The following is a 22,264-nucleotide window of genomic DNA, read 5'->3' on the forward strand; positions in this document are numbered from 1 at the left end:
AGTACTATTTATTATTCGCCCTCAGCAACTACGCAGTTTAACACAAACTTCTCAATCACATGGCGCACGCCTTCTTCATTGTTTGATCGGGAGATATAATCCGCTTTTTCTTTGACCTCTTCGACTGCATTTCCCATCGCTACACCAAGACCTGCTGTCAGTACAAGATCTAGGTCGTTATAGTTGTCGCCAATCCCAATGATTTCTGAACGTTCAATGCCAAGTTTTTGTGCTAAATGCAGCAAGGCAATTCCTTTATTAGCTTCTGGATGCGTCACCTCAAGATAAGTAGGTTTCGATTTCGCAATGCTCGCCCGCTCACCGAATAAAGCCCGCAGTTCGCTTTGCAAAACGTCAATACAATGAGGCTCATCAATGAAAAGCGCTTTCGTAAATCCCCGCTCAGCAAGGCTCACAAGGTTCGGCTCCACCTTGTAAGGAACTTGAACTGCCTCCGCATACCGGCGAAGAATCTCATTGTCTGAAGCGGCATAGAGCATGTCGTCCTGATACACCTGCAAGTGCATATTTTTCTCACAGGCCATTTCAATCAACTGATGGGCAATGTCCGATGGAACAGGGCGCTCATACATCACTTCTTTTTCTTCTACATCTTGAATAAGCGCACCTTGGTAAGTAATGAGAGGTACATTTAAACCGAGCTGCTCAGCAAACCGCTTAGCGGAACGAAACATCCGCCCGGTTGCAATTGTGACAACTGTTCCGCGTGCCACTGCTTGTTGAATCGCCTCGATTGTTCCTTGTGAAACGATTAATTCATCGTTCAGCAATGTCCCATCAAGGTCGATCGCTACCATCTTGTACATGTTACCCCTCCTCTATGAATATCAACAAGTGACACCATTCAAGCTGATTATTGTGTAATTCCTTCAATCAATAAAACTCTGGCTGGAGCCGCGTCCGTCCCTACGAGTTTAAGAGGAGCAGCAACCATAAAATACTGGCCCTGTTCGATCTCTTTTAATCTTAAACCTTCGATCACAATTACATTGTGCGCAAACAATGTTTTATGAGTTGGATGCCCCGGCTGGCTTCTCTCTACACCAAGCGCATCGATTCCAATTCCGCGGACTCCGATCTGCGAAAGGTATTCTGCTCCATCTTCCGCAAGAAAAATAAATTCAAAATTGAACGTGTCTTCAAATGAATTTTTCGTTTTAAATAACACGAAATCGCCTTTTTGAATGTCTAAATTCTCCAAGTCCGCTTTCGTAATCCGATCTTCTACTTCTGTTAAATCGAACACTTTACAATCGCCTACTAAATGATCTAATGCGATCGTTTCAAACGTGTCTCCATCTGTCACCATATGAAGCGGTGCATCGATATGTGTTCCTGTATGTACATCTAATTCAATGCGAGATTCTGTTACATAGCCGTTCGTAACTGGGTTTAGTTTTGGCTGTTTTTCCGGTTTATTTTTATATACCGTCATACCTTCAAAAATAGAATCAGTAATATCAAATACTTTCATCTTATCCACCCGCCCTTTAGTTCATTTATTTTGTCGTACACTTTTAAAGAGGCTGACTCAACCGAAAGTGTCAGACCCCACAACAACAATATACTGTATATTTGAAAGATTGGCATCCATTATATACAATACATCGCGAGTGAGGTCAGACTCTTTTGGAGTCAACCTCTTTTATCAATCATTTGATTAATTTAAAACTTTTGAAGCCCACTCTGTGTGGAATACGCCTTCCTTATCGATACGCTGATACGTATGTGCACCAAAGTAATCGCGCTGTGCCTGAAGCAGATTAGCCGGCAATGTTTCTGTACGATAGCTGTCATAGTAAGCTAAAGCACTAGAGAATGACGGTACTGGAATTCCTTGTTCAATCGCAAGAGCAAGAACTTCACGCAAAGCAGATTGATAGCTTTCAACAATCTCTTTAAAGTATTCATCCAGTAAAAGGTTAGCTAATTCTGGATTGCGGTCATAAGCGTCCTTGATTTTTTGCAGGAATTGAGCACGGATGATACAGCCTCCGCGGAAAATCATGGCGATATCGCCGTAATTGAGATTCCAATCATATTCTTCAGATGCTGCACGCATTTGAGCAAATCCTTGTGCGTATGAACAAATTTTACTCATATACAATGCTTTGCGAACTGCTTCAATGATCTCTTCTTTATTGCCGTTGAATTCTTTTCTTTCTGGGCCTTTTAACAATTTACTTGCTTTGACACGCTCTTCTTTCATAGCAGAGATAAAGCGGGCAAATACGGATTCAGTCACAATCGGAAGCGGAACACCTAAGTCTAACGCACTTTGGCTCGTCCATTTACCTGTACCTTTTTGACCCGCTGTATCTAAAATAACATCAACTAAAGGTTTTCCTGTTTCTTCATCTACTTTTGTAAAGATGTCTGCTGTAATTTCGATTAGGTAGCTGTCTAGTTCACCTTTGTTCCACTCAGCAAATACTTCATGAAGCTCTTGTGCACTTAAGCCAATTACATTCTTCATGATGAAATACGCTTCTGAAATCAATTGCATATCGCCGTATTCAATACCGTTATGAACCATTTTTACATAATGCCCCGCACCATTAGGGCCGATATATGTACAGCAGGCATCTCCTTCTACTTTTGCAGAAATGGCTTCGAAAATAGGTTGTACGAGCTCGAATGCTTCTTTTTGACCGCCAGGCATAATAGAAGGACCGTTTAACGCGCCTTCTTCTCCACCCGAAACGCCTGTACCGATGAAGTGGATGCCCGTTGTTTCTAACTCTTTATTACGTCTGATCGTATCTTCGAAGAACGTATTTCCGCCATCGATCAGAATATCGCCTTTTTCAAGATAAGGTTTTAACGAATCGATTGTCGCATCTGTTGGTCCACCTGCTTTTACCATTAATAAAATTTTGCGTGGCTTTTCTAAAGAATGGACAAATTCTTCGATTGTACTTGCACCAACAAAGTTTTTCCCTGCAGCTTCTGCCTCTAAAAACTCTTTCGTTTTATCATATGAACGATTGTAAACAGCCACAGAGTAGCCGCGGCTTTCAATATTCAACGCCAGGTTTTTCCCCATTACTGCTAAACCAATTACACCGATTTGTTGCTTTGCCATACGTTATCTCTCCTTTATTCAATTAGTTTTGTTAAACTTGCCTGTTGATTTCCGCTCCAATCAACAATAGTCATCAACATAGCCATTCAATTTAAATTATCTAACTGGATAAACACTTTTTACGTTTAATTGTTCTGCATCATATCCCGGCTTGCCTAATAGAGCAAACATGTTCTTCTTGTATGCTTCTACTCCTGGCTGGTCAAATGGATTGACACCTAACAAGTACCCGCTTACCGCACATGCTTTTTCGAAGAAGTATACCATTTCCCCAAAATTATACTCGTTCAGTTCTTCCATTTCTACAAGCAGATTAGGAACTCCTCCATCCACGTGGGCCATCACTGCCCCTTGGAAAGCTTTCTTGTTGACTTCATCCAATGTCTTGCCAGCTAAGAAGTTGAGACCATCAAGATTGTCAGCATCTGCTTCAATCGTTACATCAACAGCCGGCTTCTTCACTTGCAGTACCGTTTCAATCAAATGACGGCGTCCTTCTTGTACGTATTGACCCATAGAATGCAAGTCCGTCGGGAAATTAACAGATGCCGGGAAGAGACCTTTATGATCTTTCCCTTCACTTTCTCCGAATAACTGCTTCCACCATTCAGATACATATTGAAGGGATGGCTCATAATTTACGAGCAGTTCAATCTCTTTTCCTTTTTGATAAAGACTGTTACGCACAACGGCATATTGATAGCATTCATTCGCTGCTAAATCCTGATTGTTGTACTTATCATAGGCAGCCGCCGCTCCTGCCATCAATTGCTCAATGTCTATTCCAGCTGCAGCAATTGGTAAGAGGCCAACCGCTGTCAGGACAGAATATCTGCCGCCGATATCATCTGGAATAACAAACGTTTCATATCCTTCTTCATCGGCAAGTGTTTTCAATGCACCTTTTTCCCGATCTGTTGTTGCATAAATGCGTTTTCTCGCTTCTTCTTTTCCATACTTCTTCTCTAGATAATCACGGAAAATACGGAAAGCGATCGCCGGCTCTGTTGTTGTTCCGGATTTAGAGATGACATTCACAGAAATATCCTTGTCTTCTAACAACTCTAATAAATGAGTAATATATGTAGAGCTGAGGTTTTGACCCGCGAAATACACTTTCGTTGTATTTTCCATTTGATTATGGAAACTGTGGGACAAAGCCTCGATCGTTGCTCTCGCTCCTAAGTACGAACCGCCAGTACCGATAACGATGAGCGCATCTGAATTGCTTTGTATTCTTTTAGCAGCTTGCTGAATACGTCCAAATTCCTCTTTATCATAGTTAAGAGGCCAATCTACCCAGCCAAGAAAATCAGATCCTGCCCCTTTTCGTTCATGAAGCCGATCATGAGCGACAGCGACAAACTCTTTTACTTGATCCAAGTCACTTTCTTTCATAAACGGCAAAGCATTAGAGTAGTCAAAAGCAATAGCCATTCCATATTTCCCCTTTCTTGATGGAAAAATTTTTTGTTATTTTTCTCTTTATCCAAACGTGCGTTTCACACGGTCGTGATTGTTTACCACCACTTAAATTCATCGTCCGCCAATAATTGATGAGCGGCTTCAGGACCCATAGAACCTGATTCATACGTGTGCAGGGGCAGACTATTAGCCTCAAATGCCTCTAGAACCGGCTGCACCCATTTCCAGGACAATTCCACTTCGCTCCAATGAGCAAAGAACGTTGGATCGCCGCGCAAAGCATCATAAATTAACGATTCGTATGCTTCAGGCACGTCTTTGTTCGGATCTGAAAAACTTAATGAAGCACGTTCAATGTTTCCATGATTGACTGGATTTCTAAGATTTAATTGTAAAGACACGCTTTCGTGCGGACCGATCTCAATTGTTAAAAGATTAGGTTCTGCACCCTTCTGTCCCGCCTTAGATGTATGCTCTAATTTATCTTTAAATTCAATCACAATTCGCGTAGATTTCTTCTCCATTCGTTTTCCTGTACGGATATAGAATGGCACCCCGCCCCATGCATCATTATCAATCCACAGACGCGCAGCTACGAACGTATCGTTTGTCGAGCACTCCTCAATTCCAGGCTCTTCTTTATAGCCTTCCACTTGTGTCCCCGCAATCTCCCCAGAACCGTATTGACCGCGGATCACATGTGAAGCCACCTCTTCTTTTTGCAGCGGACGCAATGATTCCATGATTTTTCTTTTTTCATTTCGGATATGTTCAGGACTCATTTGCTCTGGCAGCTGCATAGAAGTCATCATTAACATTTGCAGCATGTGGTTTTGGAACATATCACGAATAGCTCCTGCCTGGTCATAATAACCGGCTCGTTCTTCGACACCGACGGTTTCACTTGCTGTAATTTGGACATTTGAAATATATTGATTGTTGAATAGCGACGCAATCACCGGATTGGCTGTTTTTAATGCCTCTAAATTTTGCACCATCGGCTTTCCAAGATAATGGTCAATACGATAAATCTCATTCTCTTCAAAAGCTTTGCTTAATTTTTCGTTTAACTCTTGGGCAGACTTTAAATCATGGCCAAATGGCTTTTCAATAATTAGGCGTTTCCAGCCATTTCCGGCTCCTACACCGCTTTTATTGATATTTGTTGTAATGACATCAATAAACTCTGGAGCAACCGATAAATAAAACAAACGATTTCCTGGTATGGCTCGTTCCTCTTCGCGCTCTTCGATTTTTTCAAGTAACTTTTTATATCCGTTCTCATCAGTTACATCTAAAGCGCTGTAGCAGAATGCCTGAAGAAATTCTTCCATTTTGGACTCATCATCTGCTGTACGTCTCGAAAAACTGTTAATTGATTCTTCTACATGTTTTTGAAATGTATCATCTGTCCACTCACGCCGGCCTAATCCGACAATTGAGAATGCATTAGATAGTTTTCCGTCTAGAAATAGATTGTATAAAGCAGGGAAGATTTTTCTCTTAGCTAAGTCCCCCGTTGCGCCAAATAAGACGAAAGTGAAAGCTTCCATCTTTAGCGGACTTGACTTGTCACCAGCGCTTTCTGTCAAAAAAGCGTCATGTGGTACGGTCAGCTTATTCATTCTATCCCCTCCTATTATTCTTTACTATGGTCTTTATCACCTGTACTAATTCAAGTATATCCTGTATAATATTGAATTGTAAGTATGCACTTTTTAATCATATAGTGACTAAAAGTATACTATCACAAGAAGGAGTTGAAGAAAATGGGCCATCTTTGTGAAAAGGAGTTTAATTGCGAAAAAGAATTGACCCTTTCCGTGATAGGCGGTAAATGGAAAATGCTTATCTTATGGCACCTTGGCAAAGAGGGAACAAAAAGATTTAACGAACTTAAAGCTCTTATGCCTGGCATTACTCAAAGAATGCTCGTTAACCAATTGAGAGAACTAGAAGAAGATTTAATTGTTCATCGTGAAGTGTATCCCGTCGTTCCTCCCAAAGTGGAATACTCATTAACTGAGCAAGGCAGAAGCTTAATCCCAGTACTCGAAATTATGTATGAGTGGGGGAAGAATTATAAGAAAACAACTGCATCAAAAATCGGCGTACAAATCAAGGATTCTATCGAGTGATAAAGCTTTACTCTCCAAAGCAGTGAAAAGCTTTTTATGTACAGGTTGAAAGCCAACAATCACGATTCTTTTATATACACATAGATCAATTTGTCTATTCAAGCCAACACGAAAAAATTTTTGACCAGCTTTTTATAAAGCTCGTACACATCTCATAACTAAAGGATAATTACATGCGCCATCATCCAAAAACAAGAGGTGGACTCAGAAAGGTCTGACCTCACTTTCGATATACTGTATATAATGGGTGCCCATTCTTAGATCATACAATATATTGTTGCTGTGGGAACCTGACGCTTTCATTTTGAGTCAACCTCTTGCTATCTACATAAGATTTTTCGTTAATCAGTTGTTTTCACTTTTAAGAAAAATTCCTTCTCCAAAAAAGAAACCATGTTATTCGTCACATTTTCAACAATCATTCGTCCTTTTTCAACTGAACTAGATCGTGCAGTGTGAAGACAGCCTGATGGCGAAATCATTGAAGCTGACGGTGGAAAGCTCTGATAGGAAGGCGGATGCTCTATCCCTTCATCTATAATCAATTCTTCATGTACAAGTTCTGGCGCAAAATACATCATCATTGATGTTTCCGTAATAGCCGCATGTTCTAAAGCCCACCCCGGGAACGGCACCTCATCAAATACTTCAGCTATGACTTCTTCTGATACGTTATCCCACCAGTTAGAAAGCAAGATTTTAGGGATACTCTCTCTTTGTTTTCTCATTAAAAGGTCAGCCGCCTCAGCAATAAACGCTTCATTCTCATAGTGACCGCTTACGATTAATATTCTTTCCCATCCGTCATCTAAAAACTCCTCCAACACATCATACACTAAGGAAATCACTGTAGATCCTTTTAAATCAACTGTTCCAGGAAACAACGGGCCGCCGCCGCTTGCAGGAAATGATTTATAGCCATAAGAGATCGTCGGTGCTACGACAGCCGGTACTTTTTCGGCTATCGCTAAACTGATCTTTTCGGCCAGCATGGCATCGACCCCCAGCGGCAGGTGCGGGCCGTGCTGTTCCGTTGAACCAACAGGCAAAATTAATAGGCTGCTTTTTATTTTTGATTGATATTCTTGCCAAGTCATATTCGCTAGTAAATATTTATTCATACATACCCGCCTCTTCACTGACATCAATCGTACACTCGGCACGCGATGTTGTTTTTCTTATTATACAAAAAAAAGCCCGCGGACGGGGTCTTCAAAAGAAGACTTTGTCTGCAAGCTAAATCATCGCCAATCTATTATTCATGATGAAGAGACTTATTCGCTGTCTCTTTCGTTCGCAGCAGTGCTAAAAATGCGACTAACGCGGCTGCCATCAAATAAAAGGCAGGTGCGAATGTGTTATCTGTCTGAAGAATAAGGAACGTGGCTACGAATGGCGCCGTCCCGCCAAAGATGGCATTCCCCATGTTGAAGGACAATCCAAAACAAGTGTACCGCACCGAGGTCGGAAACATCTCCGATAGGAAAGTAGCTAACACCCCATCATTTCCTGCTAGTATGGCTCCGAGTAAAATCTGTGCCATCACCGCATAGATCCCGCCTTGGGAAAGCAGCAAGAATGATGGATAAGTAAACAATATAAACAGGATACTAGCCCCGATAAGCACTGGCTTCCGGCCGACCCGATCAGCCAGTGTGCCTACGAATGGAAGAAGAATCACATAAGTAGTCAAAGAGACAATCGTCGTAAGAATGGATGTTAAACTGTTGAAACCCAGCTCTTTCACGAGGTACGTTGGCATATAGCTGAGAATGATGTAGAAGCCAACAGCATTTAAACAGATGACTCCGAACGCAATAAATACTTTGTTCCAATTTTGTCTGATGCTCTCGAGGATCGGAGCTTGCGTTTCTGTATGGTCCATCTCATTAAAAACAGGAGTATCCTCCAGTTTCATACGTATATAGAGAGCAATTAACCCCAAAGGACCGGATATAAGGAAAGGAATGCGCCAGCCCCAGCTATGCAAGGCCTCTTGTGTTAAATTGTATTCAAGGAGAATGGCAGTTAAAGCTCCAAGCAATAGCCCGGCAGCAGTACTGGCCGGCACCATGCTGACAAGCAGCCCCCTGCGTGAATCTGGTGCATATTCGGCAATAAATAAGGAAGCTCCTGCATACTCACCAGACGCGGAAAAACCTTGGACGATCCGGCATAACAGGAGTAACAGGGGTGCTGCAATACCTATTGTGGCATATCCCGGTATCAGCCCGATAGAAAACGTCGCAAACGACATTAAGATAATGGTGAGAGTCAAGATGCGCTTTCGCCCAAGCCTGTCCCCTAAATGACCCCAGACTACCCCTCCTATAGGTCTTGCGATAAAAGAAACGGCAAATACCCCAAATGTTCCAAGCAATGCCGCCTTTTCGTTACCTGGGGCGAAGAAAACAACGGCTATAATCGTAGCTAGATACCCGTATGAAGCATAATCAAACCATTCGATTAAATTTCCAATAGCCGCCCCAAAAACAGCTTGTTTTACACCAGAGGACTGAGCTTCTTCACTTACTATCGCCTTTTCTACCTGTTGTTGTATGGACATTAATTTTTTTACCTCCATGTCTTTCGGAATGGGCCAATGATTTTTAGAACATTAATAATATTCAGATAATTATAATCAAAAAAATCTTTACATTTGGCTTCCAAAGGCTGGATTACTAACAATAGGCCGGAAAAAGAAGAGGGTGGGGCAGCCTTCTATGGTTGTTCAGTCTCGCACTTTCTCAGACTAATTGTAAACAACTGCCGGAACAAGTCAGCATGTAACGGCTATATAAGAAAACCAGTCATTTTATCAACCTCCGTTTCTGCAGCTCTGTTTCCTATTAGCGTTTTTTCATCGTTCCCTAATGAGTTTACCTTCACACCGGCTGCTCCATTTCGCTTGGTCAGCTTCATCTGGATGATCGCCTCTTCATCATACAATAGCAGAATGACAGGGCTGTTGATGAAACATAATGAAGGCTGGCAATATTTTGTATAGATTTCATGTAAGCGCTAACTTATAATAGGAATGATATCACCCTAGTAAATCTCGTTACAATTGGATATTGTGCTTAAAACCGAATAAATTTTTCTGAATTTTTTGTATTATCTGCACAAAGGAGGAGAGTCAATGATTACAGTAGGAGAAGCGATTCACCTTTCGGAATTGACCGGGGTAAAAGTTCATGCTGGAAAAAGAGGTCTATCCCGCAAAATACGTTGGGCACATGTGATTGATCATGACGATATGAGGCACTTTCTTGAGGGCGGGGAACTGCTTTTAACATGCGGACAAGTATGGCCCCAAGATCATTCATTAGAAGACCGTCTCCTTAAAGGTTTTTTGCGGCACCAAATTTCAGGTATTATATTTGCAACTGGCCGTTATCTCAAAGAATGCCCGCCAGCTGTGTTAGAATTCGGCCAAAAGTACGCGATTCCTATCTTAGAAGTACCCTTTCACCTACAATTCGTCAAAATCACCCACGCGATCCATCAAGAAATCATGAAGCGAGAGTTTAGAAAAAAAGAATTAACCGCACAGCTTCCTTCAAACATAACCGAAGAATTACGCACTGTAAACAGCAGTATAGATATTTGTCGTATCCTGTCCAAGCACTTTAGATGTACTGCTGTCATTACTGATTCCACAAACAAAGTGTTGGATAAATCCATTCCAACCGAAGCAAAACGTAAGGATCTTTCACACATCATAAATGAGCTTGCTCACCTGCCAGACAATACAAGATCCGACAATACTCAACTTGAAAATGAACCGGCCCCATCAGATGGGCAGACGGTCTATGTATCGACGACAACTCCTCCCTACTCCATTGCTGTTCCACTTCAAAGCGGAGAGAAACACTGGGGAACGCTTTGGCTGATCCATTTTCACCGGCCATTTGAAGAAGTCCGCACCTTCGCCCTTGAATATGCAGCTATGATTCTTTTAGATATTTACTTAAATCAGCAGCAAATAGGCATTGCTCACAAACAATTAAGAGCCGAATTAATGGAGCTGCTACTTGAAAACCCAAAAACAGCTTCGATTGTCATGGAAGATCGAATGCAGAAACTCAAATTGATCCAAAATGAAAATTGGATCGCCGGATTTGTTCTTCCAGGCAAAAAAGAAATACCCCTCAGCTTATCATTAGAGATGGATTTTTTAAGTGATGAATGCACGAGGTGGATTGATCAAAGAGAAGAGATCAATGGCTTCTGTGAGGCATATGATGGAAAACTGACTTTACTAATTTCCTCTAATCTTGAGTATTCAGAAATGAAAAAGCATTTAAAAGATCTCGCCCATCATGTACAAAATATTTATAAACAGGTTGTGCCCGTTTTTGTATTTGGTGAAAAGAAGCCAGACTTGCTTTCTTTAGCTGAAAGTTATCACGAGGCAAACACGTTAACCCCGCTCGTGCAGTTCTTACATCCTGAAGGGGGAGTGTATTTTGCAGATGAATCGCGAAGAAATCTGCTGCTTTATGGAGGAATGAGTGCACCTAAAGCGCAGGATTTTCGAAAACTAATATTACCGGAAGAACTTCTTTCCGAACGAGGTTCAGTACTCTATGAAACGTTAAAATGTCTCGCGCTACATAATTATAATCGCGAATCAGTTGCCAAAACTCTGCATATTCACCGAAATACGTTAAGATATCGAATTGACCGGATTGAGCAGTATTTACAAGATAGCCTCTCCTCTTCCAGATGCCAGTTCTGGATCCAGGCAGCGTTAGATCTTGAATCGCTTGCTAATCAAAGTCATGAAGTAGCAGCAGGCGAAGATAAAGACGATATTATTCTTCCTCATCCTTTATAACTACAAGTAAGGCTGTCCCTTTTGTTTTGGGACAGCCTTTCAAAGCTTAATTAATCTTTCTAGAAGAGTTTTCAGTGGAACTGGCTCCGTCATTCATAGCAGTATCCCCTTCTTCATCCAACGGCTTGGCTCTCGTCTCGTCACCTAAAATTAACGTTGAAATCATTCCTACGAACAATACTCCTGTTGTCATAAGGAACACACCGATAAATCCGAAAATCGGATACATAAATCCAATGTAAATAGGCGCTAACAATCCTCCAATTCTTCCAAAAGCTGAAGCGGATCCAGTCCCTGTAGAACGGATAATTGTAGGATATTGTTCAGGTGTGTACGTATACATCCCAGCCATTGCCCCTACCATAAACAGCGATGTAAAAAATCCAGCTATCAGAATCGAGGTTGAGGCATCGGCTTGACTTAAAAAGAAAGCTGAAACAGCAGCAAGTCCTAAATAAGTAACAATTACTTTCTTTCTGCCAATCATGTCATTTAAAAATGCTGCGGAGAAATATCCAGGGATCTGTGCAAGATAGATGAGAATCGAAAATCCAAATGACTTTGAAATTTCAAATCCTTCATTGTAAAGCAATGTTGGCAGCCATGTGAAAAATCCGTAATAAGAAAAGATAACGGAGAACCAAAGCACCCATAACATCATTGTTCTCTTTACAAAAGCCCTTTTCCATAAAGCAAAAAAGTTTCCTTTTTGCTGAGCCATGGGAACCGCCGCTGTTTCAGCAGGTGATGGCAGCTTTTCTCCTAAAGCTTGTTCAACCTGGTCCTCCATTTTTTTCATTTCTTGTTCAGCCTCTTGCAATCTGCCTGTTGATTCAAGCCATCTTGGTGATTCCGGCAGTACTCTTCTCCAATAAATGACTAAAAAGATCGGCAAGGCTGTGATAAAGATCGCAATACGCCATCCATTATCCGACATCGGAATGACAAAGTACGCAATAATGGCAGCTGCTACATAACCAAAGGAATGGAACCCTGTCAATGCCCCAATATATTTCCCACGATATTTACTCGCAATTAATTCAGCCAAGTAAGGGGCTAAGATCGCACTTTCACCGCCTGTACCAAATCCAGCGATGACACGCAGCCAAAAGAAGTGTTCCCATTGACTAGCAAATGCACTGGCTAAAGTGGCTAGACAATAAATAACGAGCGTATACATGATGACTTTTTTTCGACCAATTTTATCTCCTAAATATCCAGAAAGAAGAGCGCCAAAGAAATAACCAATCAGAACCGAACTTCCTAATAATCCCGCTTGTTCAGATGATAAACTCCATAGACCAATAACAGATGGCAATACGAACGCAACCATGGCAATATCCATGGAATCAAACGTATTTCCAAAACCACTTATAACCAATAGCTTCCTATTATATTTATTGTCGGGAATCCTTTCAATTCTGGGGCCAATATTCGCCATACTTCTCCTCCATTCGGTAGATGTTTGGGTTGCTTCAGTCACCATATTGTCGTATAATGTAATTAGTTACCTGAATATTCAGTCTATTATAGTCGCAGCTACACTTCATTTTGATGTTTTGTAAGCTAAGAACTTAATAGCGATGAATCACCCCTTTTACTTTTAGAGTTTATTAAACTCTCTTGTTGATTTTCACTTCAGGCGCCCGCTTTTCCCACAGGAGTCTCGCACCTCCCGCTTCAATCAACGAAGGGAAAAATCAACAATAGTCATTAACACCGCCTGCTTTTGTATAACGAATGTCCCGCCAATGTGAAGCGCTTACAATTCAAATGAACACTTCATATACCGAAAAATGACTTACTGCCTTCTCCTCGCCTAACGATCCTTCATTCATTTACTGTAAGAAATCATGATTAAATTGTCTATGACAAAATATAATAAAAAACAAAAAACGACTTCACTCCCTCGGTTCCTATGTTTGACTGTTTGGAGTGAAGTCTGGATCTACTGTGAAATTCCTTTAATATACGTACGCTTTTTTGTACTATTATCTTTTACTGAGCGTCTTCTTCAAAGCCGCTCCATTCTAATATATTTAACACATTCGTTTCAACACAATCTAACCAATCCTGCACGTTCACCCATTCATCAGCTCCATGAAGGTTTCCACCTTTCGGGCCATAGATGATGGCAGGCATATTCATATAAATAAGCGGGAAGCGAATGTCACTAAATGTCGGCATTCCAAAAATTTCTGTTGTTCTGCCTACAACTTCATCAATATTTGACTTAACCATTTGAACAAATGGATGATCAGGACTGATTTCAGCTGGACTTGTATGCCACTCATAAGTAATTTCTGGAGGATTTTTAGATAGCCACTCATCTTGGACAGCCACTTGACGAATCGTTTCTTCAATTTGCGCTTTCACTTCTTCTAGTGTTTCATTCGGCGGGTAACCGATTGTTCCTGTCAGCTCACACTCAGCTGGAACTTTATAAGCCCATTCACCGGCCTGAATCATGGCTGGAGTTAAGTTACTTGAACGAACTTGCATGCCAGAAGCCGCAAAGTAACGTTCAAATGGGGCGTAACTGACAGTCTCTATACGCTTATTGTCTAACTCTATTAAAGCATCATATATTTTCATCGCTTTGCCGATTGCATTGATACCCACTTGACCATTTAAATTGTGAGCAGCTACCCCTGTCACTCTGATTTTGAAAATCAATCCACCCGCACAAGCAATCTGAGGCCCAGCTCCAGTTGTGAGCGGATGGGGATAAATACAAGCATCAGCCTTAAAGTTTTGTTTCTCAAGATATTGAGTCATCGCCACTGCACCGCCGGCTCCTCCTACTTCTTCATCAACAACAGAGATTGCAGTAATGTTCCCTTTTGGTTTGAGTCCCATTCCTTTAATGACTTGCAATGCAGCAAGAATAGATCCGAATCCGCCTTTATTATCAGCTGTTCCTCTTCCATACATCAATCCATTTTCAATGAGTCCATCATGTGGATGATAATTCCAGTGCACCAAGTCGCCTACTGGAACTGTGTCCACATGGGTAAACAATAGCAGCGACTTCTCTTGATCGGATCCCGCCCACTTGCCGACTACATTTGGGCGGCCTTCAAATCCTACCCGGCGCTCTACTTCTGACTCTGTATATTCAGGATGCTGTCTAACCTCTTCTGCATTGGCTACGAATGTGTCTACTTCAAGCCCCAATCCTAACATGATTTGTTTAATATGTTCCTGAACAGGCCCCTCATATCCTGTTTCACTAGGAATTTGGATTAATTTTTGTAGTCCTTTGATCAATTCCTCACGATTCTCTTGCATATACTTACTCACTTCTTGACGCACTCCATTAGACAACAATGTTTCCATTCTCAACACTCCTAATTTAGTTTTTTCTTGCCATTATGCGTAGTCAGCTTGTGCAATTGAATATGGATCATCATTGGGGCTTAAAAGATGTGTATAAAACTGAAAAAGCTATTTGCTTTTTCAATTGAAAACATGAAAGCTCATTTTTGAGTTTGTCCCTCTGTATGATTTATTTTTAAGCTTCAATCATACGGATAGACGATCGAAAACACTAAATTGTACAGAATATTCACACCCTTTCGAATTTTTGTTAAACTAATCATACAATCTTCAGCCAGTTTTTTCTAATACATGTTTGTTGACTAGTTAATACTTTATAAATATTAAGAGGTGTATATATGGAGTTAAGGCATTTAAAATATTTCATCGCTGTGGCGGAAGAACTTCACTTTGGCAGAGCTGCCCAGCGTCTGCAAATGGCGCAGCCGCCTCTAAGCCAACAAATTAAACAATTAGAAGCTGAATTAAATGTACTTTTGTTTTCCCGTACAAAGCAGCGAGTCGAGTTAACAAAAGCAGGTGAGGTTTTTCTAAAGAGGGCCTATGAAGTTTTAAATCGTGTACACCTGGCATGTGAAGAAGCAAAAAGTATCGATCGAGGAGAAGCTGGCCAATTAATTCTAGCCTCTACAGGTTCTATTGCTTTTGAACTTCTCCCGTTGTTATTGCGCAGTTATCAGGAAAAATACCCAAATGTAAATATTATCTTGCGGCAATTGTCCACAACAGAACAATTGGAAGCTCTTCATGACAACAGCATTCATGTTGGTTTATTAATTCTGCCTGTCGAAAGTCCGTCCTTACATGTGGAAATGGTACGCGAGGAACCATTTATTGTTGCCTTGCCAAAAACACATCCCTTAGCCGCAGAAAAAGAGCCGATTGATGTATCACGCCTAGCGAACGAACATTTCATCATGACTCCTAGAAAAGCAGGACAAAGTTATTATGATGCTATTATTAGCCTTTGTCAGCACGCTGGCTTCAGTCCTAAGAAAACGCAAGAAGCACAGGAGCTTCATACAGCTTTGTCTTTTGTTGCTTCTGGAATAGGCATCGCCTTACTGCCTGCTTCCATTCAATTTGTAAAAAACGATGAAATTGTCTATTTGCAGCTCAAAAAAAGCTTTACTATGTGTAAAGTCGGGGCGGCATGGAACAAGAATGAAACGTCCGCTGTTGTCCATTCATTCATTTCATTTCTAAGAGAAGCGATCATCCCTCGTTTTGCAGAGAATCTACCATAAACGGCCGCCAAGCTTTTATGGTCGCTTGACGGCCGTTTGATCTTTTGATTGTTCGTCTTTGTTACTGTTGACTTCCGCTGCAGGCACTCGCTTTCCGCGGGCGGTCCGGGAGCCTCCTCGTCGCTATCGCGCCTGCGGGGTCTCCCGTGGACACGCTTTTCCCGCAGGAGTTTCGTGCCTTTCGCTCCAGTCAACAATAGTCATTAATATAGCCAATTATTTAAACAATATATCGAGAGTCTTTTTACCTTGTATACTCCTTATCCTCCCCATACTATAATTCTATTTCCACCGCACAGTCGCTTGAAACAAAATTTTCCCCAACAAGAAATCCCAGTCCATCTATATAATCAATTTTCGTTTCTATATCTAAGTAACGTTTGGTGAATCGATCGATTCGAATGAGAATGCCATCATATTCAATGACTAAATCGTTCCGGCGCGGTTCGTCAAAAACAAACGCAAACTTCATAGATATGCCGCATCCACCAGCTATATCCGCGTCGATTCTAGGAAACTGTTCTTCTTTGAATGTCATGGATTTTAGTTGATTCAACGCTGCTGCTGTTAGGGTGATCTCCATTTCTCTTCTTCCTTTCTGCTCTTATATGTTTGAAACCACCAAGAAGAAAGGCGGAAAAACATGACATTTTCCCGCCTTTCATCCTCAGTGGTTCCTTGGTCATTTTAAAGTTTAGCTTTATTAAACTCCTCCTGTTGATTTCCGTTCCAATCAACAAAGGGCAATCTCAATTATAATCGTTAACATAACCGAAAGTTGATTTATAGTTTTATCGCCTCTTTTTCTGCCGCTTCCTCTTTTGTATAGCGTAATATAGGCTGTCTAGCTGCTTGGACTTCGTCTAAGCGGCCGATTACGGTTGTATGCGGCGCCTCCAATACAACCTCTGGATTCACTTCTGCTTCTTTCGCAATTTCAATCATAACGTCAGCAAAAGCGTCCAATGTTTCTTTCGACTCTGTTTCTGTCGGCTCAATCATCAAGCACTCTTCTACATTTAACGGGAAGTAGATCGTCGGTGGATGATAGCCGAAATCCAGCAGCCTTTTCGCCATATCAAGCGTTCTTACACCGAGTTTTTTCTGCCTTGAACCTGATAAAACAAATTCATGCTTACAAACTTGTGAATATGGCGCTTCGAAGTATGGCTCCAGTTTTTTGCGAAGATAATTCGCATGAAGAACCGCACTTTCAGATACTTGCCGCAGCCCTTCAGGACCCATTGTACGAATATACGTGTATGCGCGCACGAGAATGCCGAAGTTGCCATAGTATCCTTTTACACGGCCGATAGATAGCGGGTGATCAGAATTTAATACATAGTTCTTTCCACTTTTCTCCACGCGGGGCACAGGCAAGTATGGAATGAGTTTCTTTTTCACACCGACTGGACCTGCTCCAGGGCCGCCGCCCCCATGAGGGGTTGTAAATGTTTTATGAAGATTTAAATGAACGATATCAAAGCCCATTTTGCCCGGAGTGGTTTTCCCTAAAATCGCATTCGCATTGGCACCGTCATAATACAATAACCCTCCGGCCTCATGAACGACTTTCGCAATTTCCACAATTTCTTTTTCAAACAACCCAAGCGTATTGGGATTGGTCAGCATAAGCGCCGCTGTATCATGATCTACATGCTTCTTTAACTCTTCTAAATCCACTAATCCATTTTCATTTGATGGAATGGTTACTGTTTTAAATCCTGCGACCGTGGCACTTGCGGGATTTGTACCGTGCGCGGAGTCAGGAACAAGCACCTTCGATCTCGTTTCCCCTTTTTGTTCAAGATAGGCTTTCACCATCATCAATCCTGTCCATTCCCCTTGTGCTCCCGCTGAAGGCTGCAGAGTCACAGCATCCATGCCTGTGATTTCAGCTAACTCTTCCTGCAGTTTATATAAAAGCTCTAGTGCTCCCTGCACCGTTTCAGCTGGCTGATAGGGGTGAATGCGGCTGAAACCTTCAAAGCGCGCTACATCTTCATTCACTTTCGGATTGTATTTCATCGTACAGGAACCAAGCGGATAGAAGCCATTATCGATGCCATGGTTTTTATTAGAAAGCGCTGTATAGTGGCGTACGAGCTGAAGCTCTGATACTTCGGGAAGCTCTGCTGGAGTATCTCGAATCAAATGCTTCGGAAATTTATCATTGAGATCAACTTTGTTTACATCACTGTCCGGAAGACTTGAACCGATGCGTCCTGGACGACTAATTTCAAAGATGAGATCATTATATTCAACCATGTACACTCGCCTCCAATACGTCGATAAATTGATCGATTTCTTCTTTCGTCCGTTGTTCTGTTACGGCAATGAGCATGTGATGGTCACAGCCATAATCACTTCCTAAATCAAATCCGCCAATGATTCCCTCTGCAAGAAGCTTGTCATTCACTTCCTTCACTGAACAAGGAAGCTCCACAACAAATTCATTGAAGAAAGGTGCTTGATTGATAATAATAAATCCTTTTTCTTGTAGACGTTTAGCCATGTAATCAGCCTTTTCTACATTGAGCTGTGCCATATGACGAATGCCCTGCTTTCCAAGAGCTGACATACAAATCGCTGAAGCAAGAGCATTCAATGCCTGGTTAGAGCAAATATTGGATAAGGCTTTATCCCGTCGAATATGCTGCTCACGGGCTTGCAGTGTCAACACAAATCCCCGTTTCCCCTGCTCATCGATCGTTTGTCCGACAATGCGGCCCGGCACTTTACGCATAAACTTTTTACTCACCGCGAAGTAACCACAGTGTGGACCGCCAAAAGCCATTGGGATGCCTAACGACTGCATATCTCCAATCACAATATCTGCCCCAAGTTTACCTGGCGCCTGCAGGAGGGCAAGTGAAAGGGGATTGGCACTAACAATAAAAAGAGCTCCTTTTGTATCAGCGATTTTCTTTATCTCTGCTAAATCTTCAATCGAGCCGAAGAAGTTCGGGTATTGAACAATAACAGCAGCCGTCTCTTTATCTATTTGTTCTTGCAGCTTTTCTAAATCCGTACAGTCAGCCGTAAGATCCACTTCTTCCACGGCGTATCCCGGACCAGCAGCCACTGTATGTAAGATGGCACGTGATTCAGGATGAACCCCCTTCGATACAAGCACCTTCGAACGGCGCGTAGAGGCAGCGGCAAGTGATGCCGCTTCTGCGAGAGCGGTGAAGCCGTCATACATAGAAGAGTTAGCTACATCCATGCCCGTCAGCTCACAAACCATCGTTTGAAATTCAAAAATGGCTTGTAACTCCCCTTGGCTTATTTCCGGCTGGTACGGTGTATAAGCTGTATAAAATTCAGAACGGGAAATCATATGATTCACGACACTTGGAATGTAATGATCGTACGTGCCTGCCCCCAAAAAAGTTGGGTATTGATTCGCATCTTTATTTTTTGAAGCAAGCTGGTGCATCTTTTTCACAAGAAGGGATTCAGGAACAGCATCCGGGATATTCAGCGCACTATCTAAACGAATGTCAGGCGGTATATCTTCAAATAATTCATCTACTGAAGAAATATTTAAAAAATCCAGCATTTCCTCTTGATCTTGTTTTGTATCTGGAAGATATCGATAAGTCGTTGTCATCCTATTCATCCCTTTCGCTCACATATTTTCAGCCTCTTTTATAAAACGGTGCTTTAACAACAACAGCATCAATCTTTTTATTACGGATTTCAACTTGCAGCTCCGTCCCTGGCTCAGCATATTCTGCCGATATCAATGCCAATCCTAAGTTTTTCTGCAATGACGGTGAACGTGTTCCAGAAGTAATAAAGCCAATTTCTTCGTCTCCAGAAAATACTTTGTATCCATGACGAGGAATCCCTCGTCCTATCACTTCAATTCCTGCCAATTTCCGCTGCAGTCCTTCTTCTTTTTGGACTGTAAGAGCAGCTTTACCGATAAAATCACTTTCTTTATTCGTTTTAACAGCAAAACCGATTCCTGCTTCAAGCGGGCTAATTTCATTTGTAAGCTCTTGCCCATATAACACTAGACGTGCTTCAAAGCGAAGGGTATCCCGCGCACCAAGTCCGCATGGTTTTAACCCGTCTTCTCTTCCTGCTTCCAGCAGTTTCTCCCACAGTTCTTTCGCTTGATGTGCTGCCAAATAAAGTTCAAAACCGTCCTCTCCGGTATAACCCGTACGAGAAACGAGCACTTCTGTAATACCATCTACATTCACATGCTGCGCAAAGTGAAAAAAGCGAATGTCTGATAAATCGGTGTCTGTGAGCTTTTGTAAAATACTCTCCGCTTTCGGGCCTTGGATCGCCACCTGTGCGATATCACTCGATCTATTTTCGATCGTTACGCTGCCTTTTACATGCTGCTTCATCCACTCCACATCTTTTTCAATGTTAGCAGCGTTGATGACGAGTAAATATGTTTCATCCGCTAACTTGTACACTAATAAATCATCAACCGTTCCGCCACCGGGATAACACATCGCTGTATACTGTGCTTGATTCAGTCCAATCTTCGTCACATCATTCGTCACAAGATGATTGAGATAACTCTCGGCATCTTTTCCTTCCACGAGCACTTCTCCCATGTGAGAAACATCAAAAAGTCCGGCTGCCTTTCGCACCGCTTCATGTTCTTCCAAAATGCTTGAAAACTGCACCGGCAGCTCCCAGCCGCCAAAATCAATGACCTTTGCGCCATATTTTTTATATACATCGAAAAGTGGTGTTCGCTTCAATACCGTTTTTGTACTCATTTATACACCCCCGATTAAGATTTTCGGCAAAATAATTCTTCTTTTACTTTTTGGCCAGTTTCAGTCATTGCCAGGCCGCCAAGTGCGGTTTCTCTCAAAGTTCTTGGCATCTCCTTGCCCACTTTGTACATCGCTCCGATGACTTCATCACACGGAATGCGGCTTTCAATACCGGCAAGCGCTAAATCCGCAGCTGCAAAAGCAATCGACGTGCCAATCACATTTCGTTTAATACAAGGAACTTCAACAAGTCCTGCAACAGGATCACACACTAATCCTAAAAGCGATTTTAAAGCGATCGCTGTGGCATGAATCGCTTGCTGCGGTGTTCCTCCTTTTAATTCAGCAATTGTTCCGGCGGCCATGGCAGTGGCAGAACCAACCTCTGCCTGACATCCCCCGGCAGCTCCTGAAATAAATGAACGGTTAGCAATGACATAACCAAGCATACTCGCTGTAAATAGTCCCATTACTAACTGGTGATAGGGCGTGCCATCATTTTTATGAAGAGAGAACAATACGCCGGGCAAAATGCCTGCTGCACCAGCCGTCGGAGTTGCTACAATCACTCCCATGCGTGCATTGCTTTCAGAAGTAGCCATGGAGAATGTCATCGCATCGCTTATATAATGACCGGTCAGTGCTTTTCCTGAACGTACATAATCCCCCATCTTCACCGCATCGCCGCCAGAAATACCACTCGGAGCAGCAGAAGCATCTTTCGTGCCGCTGTCTACTGCTTCCTTCATTTTGATTAACCGTTCTTCCATCATGCGAAGAATCGTTTCTTGATCTCTTCCCGACTTTTCCTCTTCCATTATCAGCATGATTTCGCCAATCGTTTTCTGTTCCCGTTCACACACTTCAATGAGTTCTTTCATTGACTGAATTTCCATCATACGCCCCTCACAAGTACTTTCCTTTTCTTTTTACGGTACTTTTCAACAATGATTGAAAAGTCATCGCTTGTGCTCAAACGTATATCGACCATTTCATCGTCAATCATAAATAATTTAGAGAGGCCTCCCCCGAGAGAAGCTCCGCCAACTCGGACAACCGCTGCGCCGCGTCGAGCCGTTACAATCGTTGTATTCGGATGATCAAAATAGAGACAATGTTCTTCTAATTGGAAGGTACAGTTCATCCCGCGTTCATGTGCTAGTTCAATCGAATATCTAATGTGCGGATCATCTGTATCCATTCCAAGCAGTCCGCCGAGCAATGCTTTATCTGTCCCATGCCCCTGATATGTTTCTGCGAAGGAATCGTAAAAAAGAATGTGCACTTCCTCCGGGCATCCCTCTAAAAGCTCGTAAACAAATCTTCCAATAGATACCACACCAGCTGTGTGAGAACTAGAGGGCCCTACCATGATTGGTCCAATAATGTCAAAGCAGCTTTGAAATTCCATGAAAGTG

General features: G+C 42.1%; 19 protein-coding genes. 3 read left to right on the top strand and 16 right to left on the bottom strand.

Features of this window, described 5'->3' with window-relative positions; translation table 11 throughout:
* Positions 1–11: 11 nt before the first annotated feature.
* From QYG89_RS13475 to zwf, 5 genes are all read right to left on the bottom strand, one after another.
* Positions 12–827: a Cof-type HAD-IIB family hydrolase gene (locus QYG89_RS13475; protein WP_404318168.1), complete on the bottom strand. Its 816-nt coding sequence runs from the start codon at positions 825–827 to the stop codon at positions 12–14.
* Between the two features lie 47 nt (positions 828–874).
* Positions 875–1,495, bottom strand: a complete 621-nt coding sequence (locus QYG89_RS13480; protein ID WP_404318170.1) for a cyclase family protein — start codon at positions 1,493–1,495, stop codon at positions 875–877.
* 186 nt (positions 1,496–1,681) lie between these two features.
* A complete protein-coding gene (gndA, locus tag QYG89_RS13485; RefSeq protein WP_404318171.1) occupies positions 1,682–3,106 on the bottom strand; it encodes an NADP-dependent phosphogluconate dehydrogenase in 1,425 nt (474 codons plus the stop codon).
* Positions 3,107–3,202: 96 nt separating this feature from the next.
* Entirely contained in the window at positions 3,203–4,543 is a 1,341-nt protein-coding gene (locus tag QYG89_RS13490) for a glucose-6-phosphate isomerase (protein WP_404318173.1), read from the bottom strand.
* Positions 4,544–4,626: 83 nt separating this feature from the next.
* Complete coding sequence (gene zwf, locus QYG89_RS13495; protein WP_404318247.1) at positions 4,627–6,084, bottom strand: glucose-6-phosphate dehydrogenase; 1,458 nt, start codon at positions 6,082–6,084, stop codon at positions 4,627–4,629.
* 216 nt (positions 6,085–6,300) lie between these two features.
* Here zwf and QYG89_RS13500 point away from each other — a divergent pair, with 216 nt between their 5' ends.
* Positions 6,301–6,669, top strand: a complete 369-nt coding sequence (locus tag QYG89_RS13500) for a winged helix-turn-helix transcriptional regulator (RefSeq protein WP_404318174.1) — start codon at positions 6,301–6,303, stop codon at positions 6,667–6,669.
* Between the two features lie 341 nt (positions 6,670–7,010).
* Here QYG89_RS13500 and QYG89_RS13505 read toward each other — a convergent pair whose 3' ends face one another.
* From QYG89_RS13505 to QYG89_RS13515, 3 genes are all read right to left on the bottom strand, one after another.
* Positions 7,011–7,790, bottom strand: coding sequence for a creatininase (locus tag QYG89_RS13505; RefSeq protein ID WP_404318176.1), 780 nt, complete (start codon positions 7,788–7,790; stop codon positions 7,011–7,013).
* A gap of 134 nt (positions 7,791–7,924) precedes the next feature.
* Positions 7,925–9,235: an MFS transporter gene (locus QYG89_RS13510; RefSeq protein WP_404318178.1), complete on the bottom strand. Its 1,311-nt coding sequence runs from the start codon at positions 9,233–9,235 to the stop codon at positions 7,925–7,927.
* Between the two features lie 227 nt (positions 9,236–9,462).
* Positions 9,463–9,591 (bottom strand): hypothetical protein, encoded by a 129-nt coding sequence (locus tag QYG89_RS13515; RefSeq protein WP_404318180.1) that lies wholly within the window; start codon positions 9,589–9,591, stop codon positions 9,463–9,465.
* Positions 9,592–9,808: 217 nt separating this feature from the next.
* Here QYG89_RS13515 and QYG89_RS13520 point away from each other — a divergent pair, with 217 nt between their 5' ends.
* Positions 9,809–11,509, top strand: a complete 1,701-nt coding sequence (locus QYG89_RS13520) for a PucR family transcriptional regulator (RefSeq protein ID WP_404318182.1) — start codon at positions 9,809–9,811, stop codon at positions 11,507–11,509.
* Positions 11,510–11,555: 46 nt separating this feature from the next.
* On the opposite strand, the gene QYG89_RS13525 is transcribed toward QYG89_RS13520, so the two are convergent.
* Both QYG89_RS13525 and QYG89_RS13530 read right to left on the bottom strand, forming a co-directional pair.
* Positions 11,556–12,950, bottom strand: a complete 1,395-nt coding sequence (locus QYG89_RS13525; protein ID WP_404318184.1) for an MFS transporter — start codon at positions 12,948–12,950, stop codon at positions 11,556–11,558.
* A 557-nt stretch (positions 12,951–13,507) separates the two neighbouring features.
* Positions 13,508–14,848: an ArgE/DapE family deacylase gene (locus tag QYG89_RS13530; protein ID WP_404318186.1), complete on the bottom strand. Its 1,341-nt coding sequence runs from the start codon at positions 14,846–14,848 to the stop codon at positions 13,508–13,510.
* A gap of 338 nt (positions 14,849–15,186) precedes the next feature.
* Here QYG89_RS13530 and QYG89_RS13535 point away from each other — a divergent pair, with 338 nt between their 5' ends.
* A complete protein-coding gene (locus tag QYG89_RS13535; RefSeq protein ID WP_404318188.1) occupies positions 15,187–16,095 on the top strand; it encodes a LysR family transcriptional regulator in 909 nt (302 codons plus the stop codon).
* A 274-nt stretch (positions 16,096–16,369) separates the two neighbouring features.
* On the opposite strand, the gene QYG89_RS13540 is transcribed toward QYG89_RS13535, so the two are convergent.
* The 6 genes from QYG89_RS13540 to QYG89_RS13565 all read right to left on the bottom strand — a co-directional run bounded on the left by QYG89_RS13540 (position 16,370) and on the right by QYG89_RS13565 (position 22,257).
* A complete protein-coding gene (locus QYG89_RS13540; RefSeq protein WP_404318190.1) occupies positions 16,370–16,678 on the bottom strand; it encodes a HesB/IscA family protein in 309 nt (102 codons plus the stop codon).
* 200 nt (positions 16,679–16,878) lie between these two features.
* Positions 16,879–18,363: an aminomethyl-transferring glycine dehydrogenase subunit GcvPB gene (gene gcvPB, locus QYG89_RS13545; protein ID WP_404318192.1), complete on the bottom strand. Its 1,485-nt coding sequence runs from the start codon at positions 18,361–18,363 to the stop codon at positions 16,879–16,881.
* On the bottom strand, positions 18,356–19,708 hold the full coding sequence (gcvPA, locus tag QYG89_RS13550) for an aminomethyl-transferring glycine dehydrogenase subunit GcvPA (protein WP_404318194.1): 1,353 nt from the start codon (positions 19,706–19,708) through the stop codon (positions 18,356–18,358). Before gcvPA ends, gcvPB begins: the two co-directional genes overlap by 8 nt.
* Positions 19,709–19,736: 28 nt before the next feature.
* Positions 19,737–20,846, bottom strand: coding sequence for a glycine cleavage system aminomethyltransferase GcvT (gcvT, locus tag QYG89_RS13555; protein WP_404318196.1), 1,110 nt, complete (start codon positions 20,844–20,846; stop codon positions 19,737–19,739).
* 14 nt (positions 20,847–20,860) lie between these two features.
* The gene (sdaAA, locus tag QYG89_RS13560) at positions 20,861–21,742 is read right to left on the bottom strand and encodes an L-serine ammonia-lyase, iron-sulfur-dependent, subunit alpha (RefSeq protein WP_404318248.1); all 882 of its coding nucleotides are present in this window, start codon (positions 21,740–21,742) and stop codon (positions 20,861–20,863) included.
* Positions 21,742–22,257 carry a serine dehydratase beta chain gene (locus QYG89_RS13565; protein WP_404318198.1) on the bottom strand — a complete coding sequence of 172 codons (516 nt, stop codon included), beginning with the start codon at positions 22,255–22,257 and terminating at the stop codon, positions 21,742–21,744. Before QYG89_RS13565 ends, sdaAA begins: the two co-directional genes overlap by 1 nt.
* Positions 22,258–22,264 lie beyond the last annotated feature (7 nt).

This window comes from Bacillus lumedeiriae (assembly GCF_044891285.1).
Classification (GTDB): Bacteria; Bacillota; Bacilli; order Bacillales; family Domibacillaceae; genus Pseudobacillus; species Pseudobacillus lumedeiriae.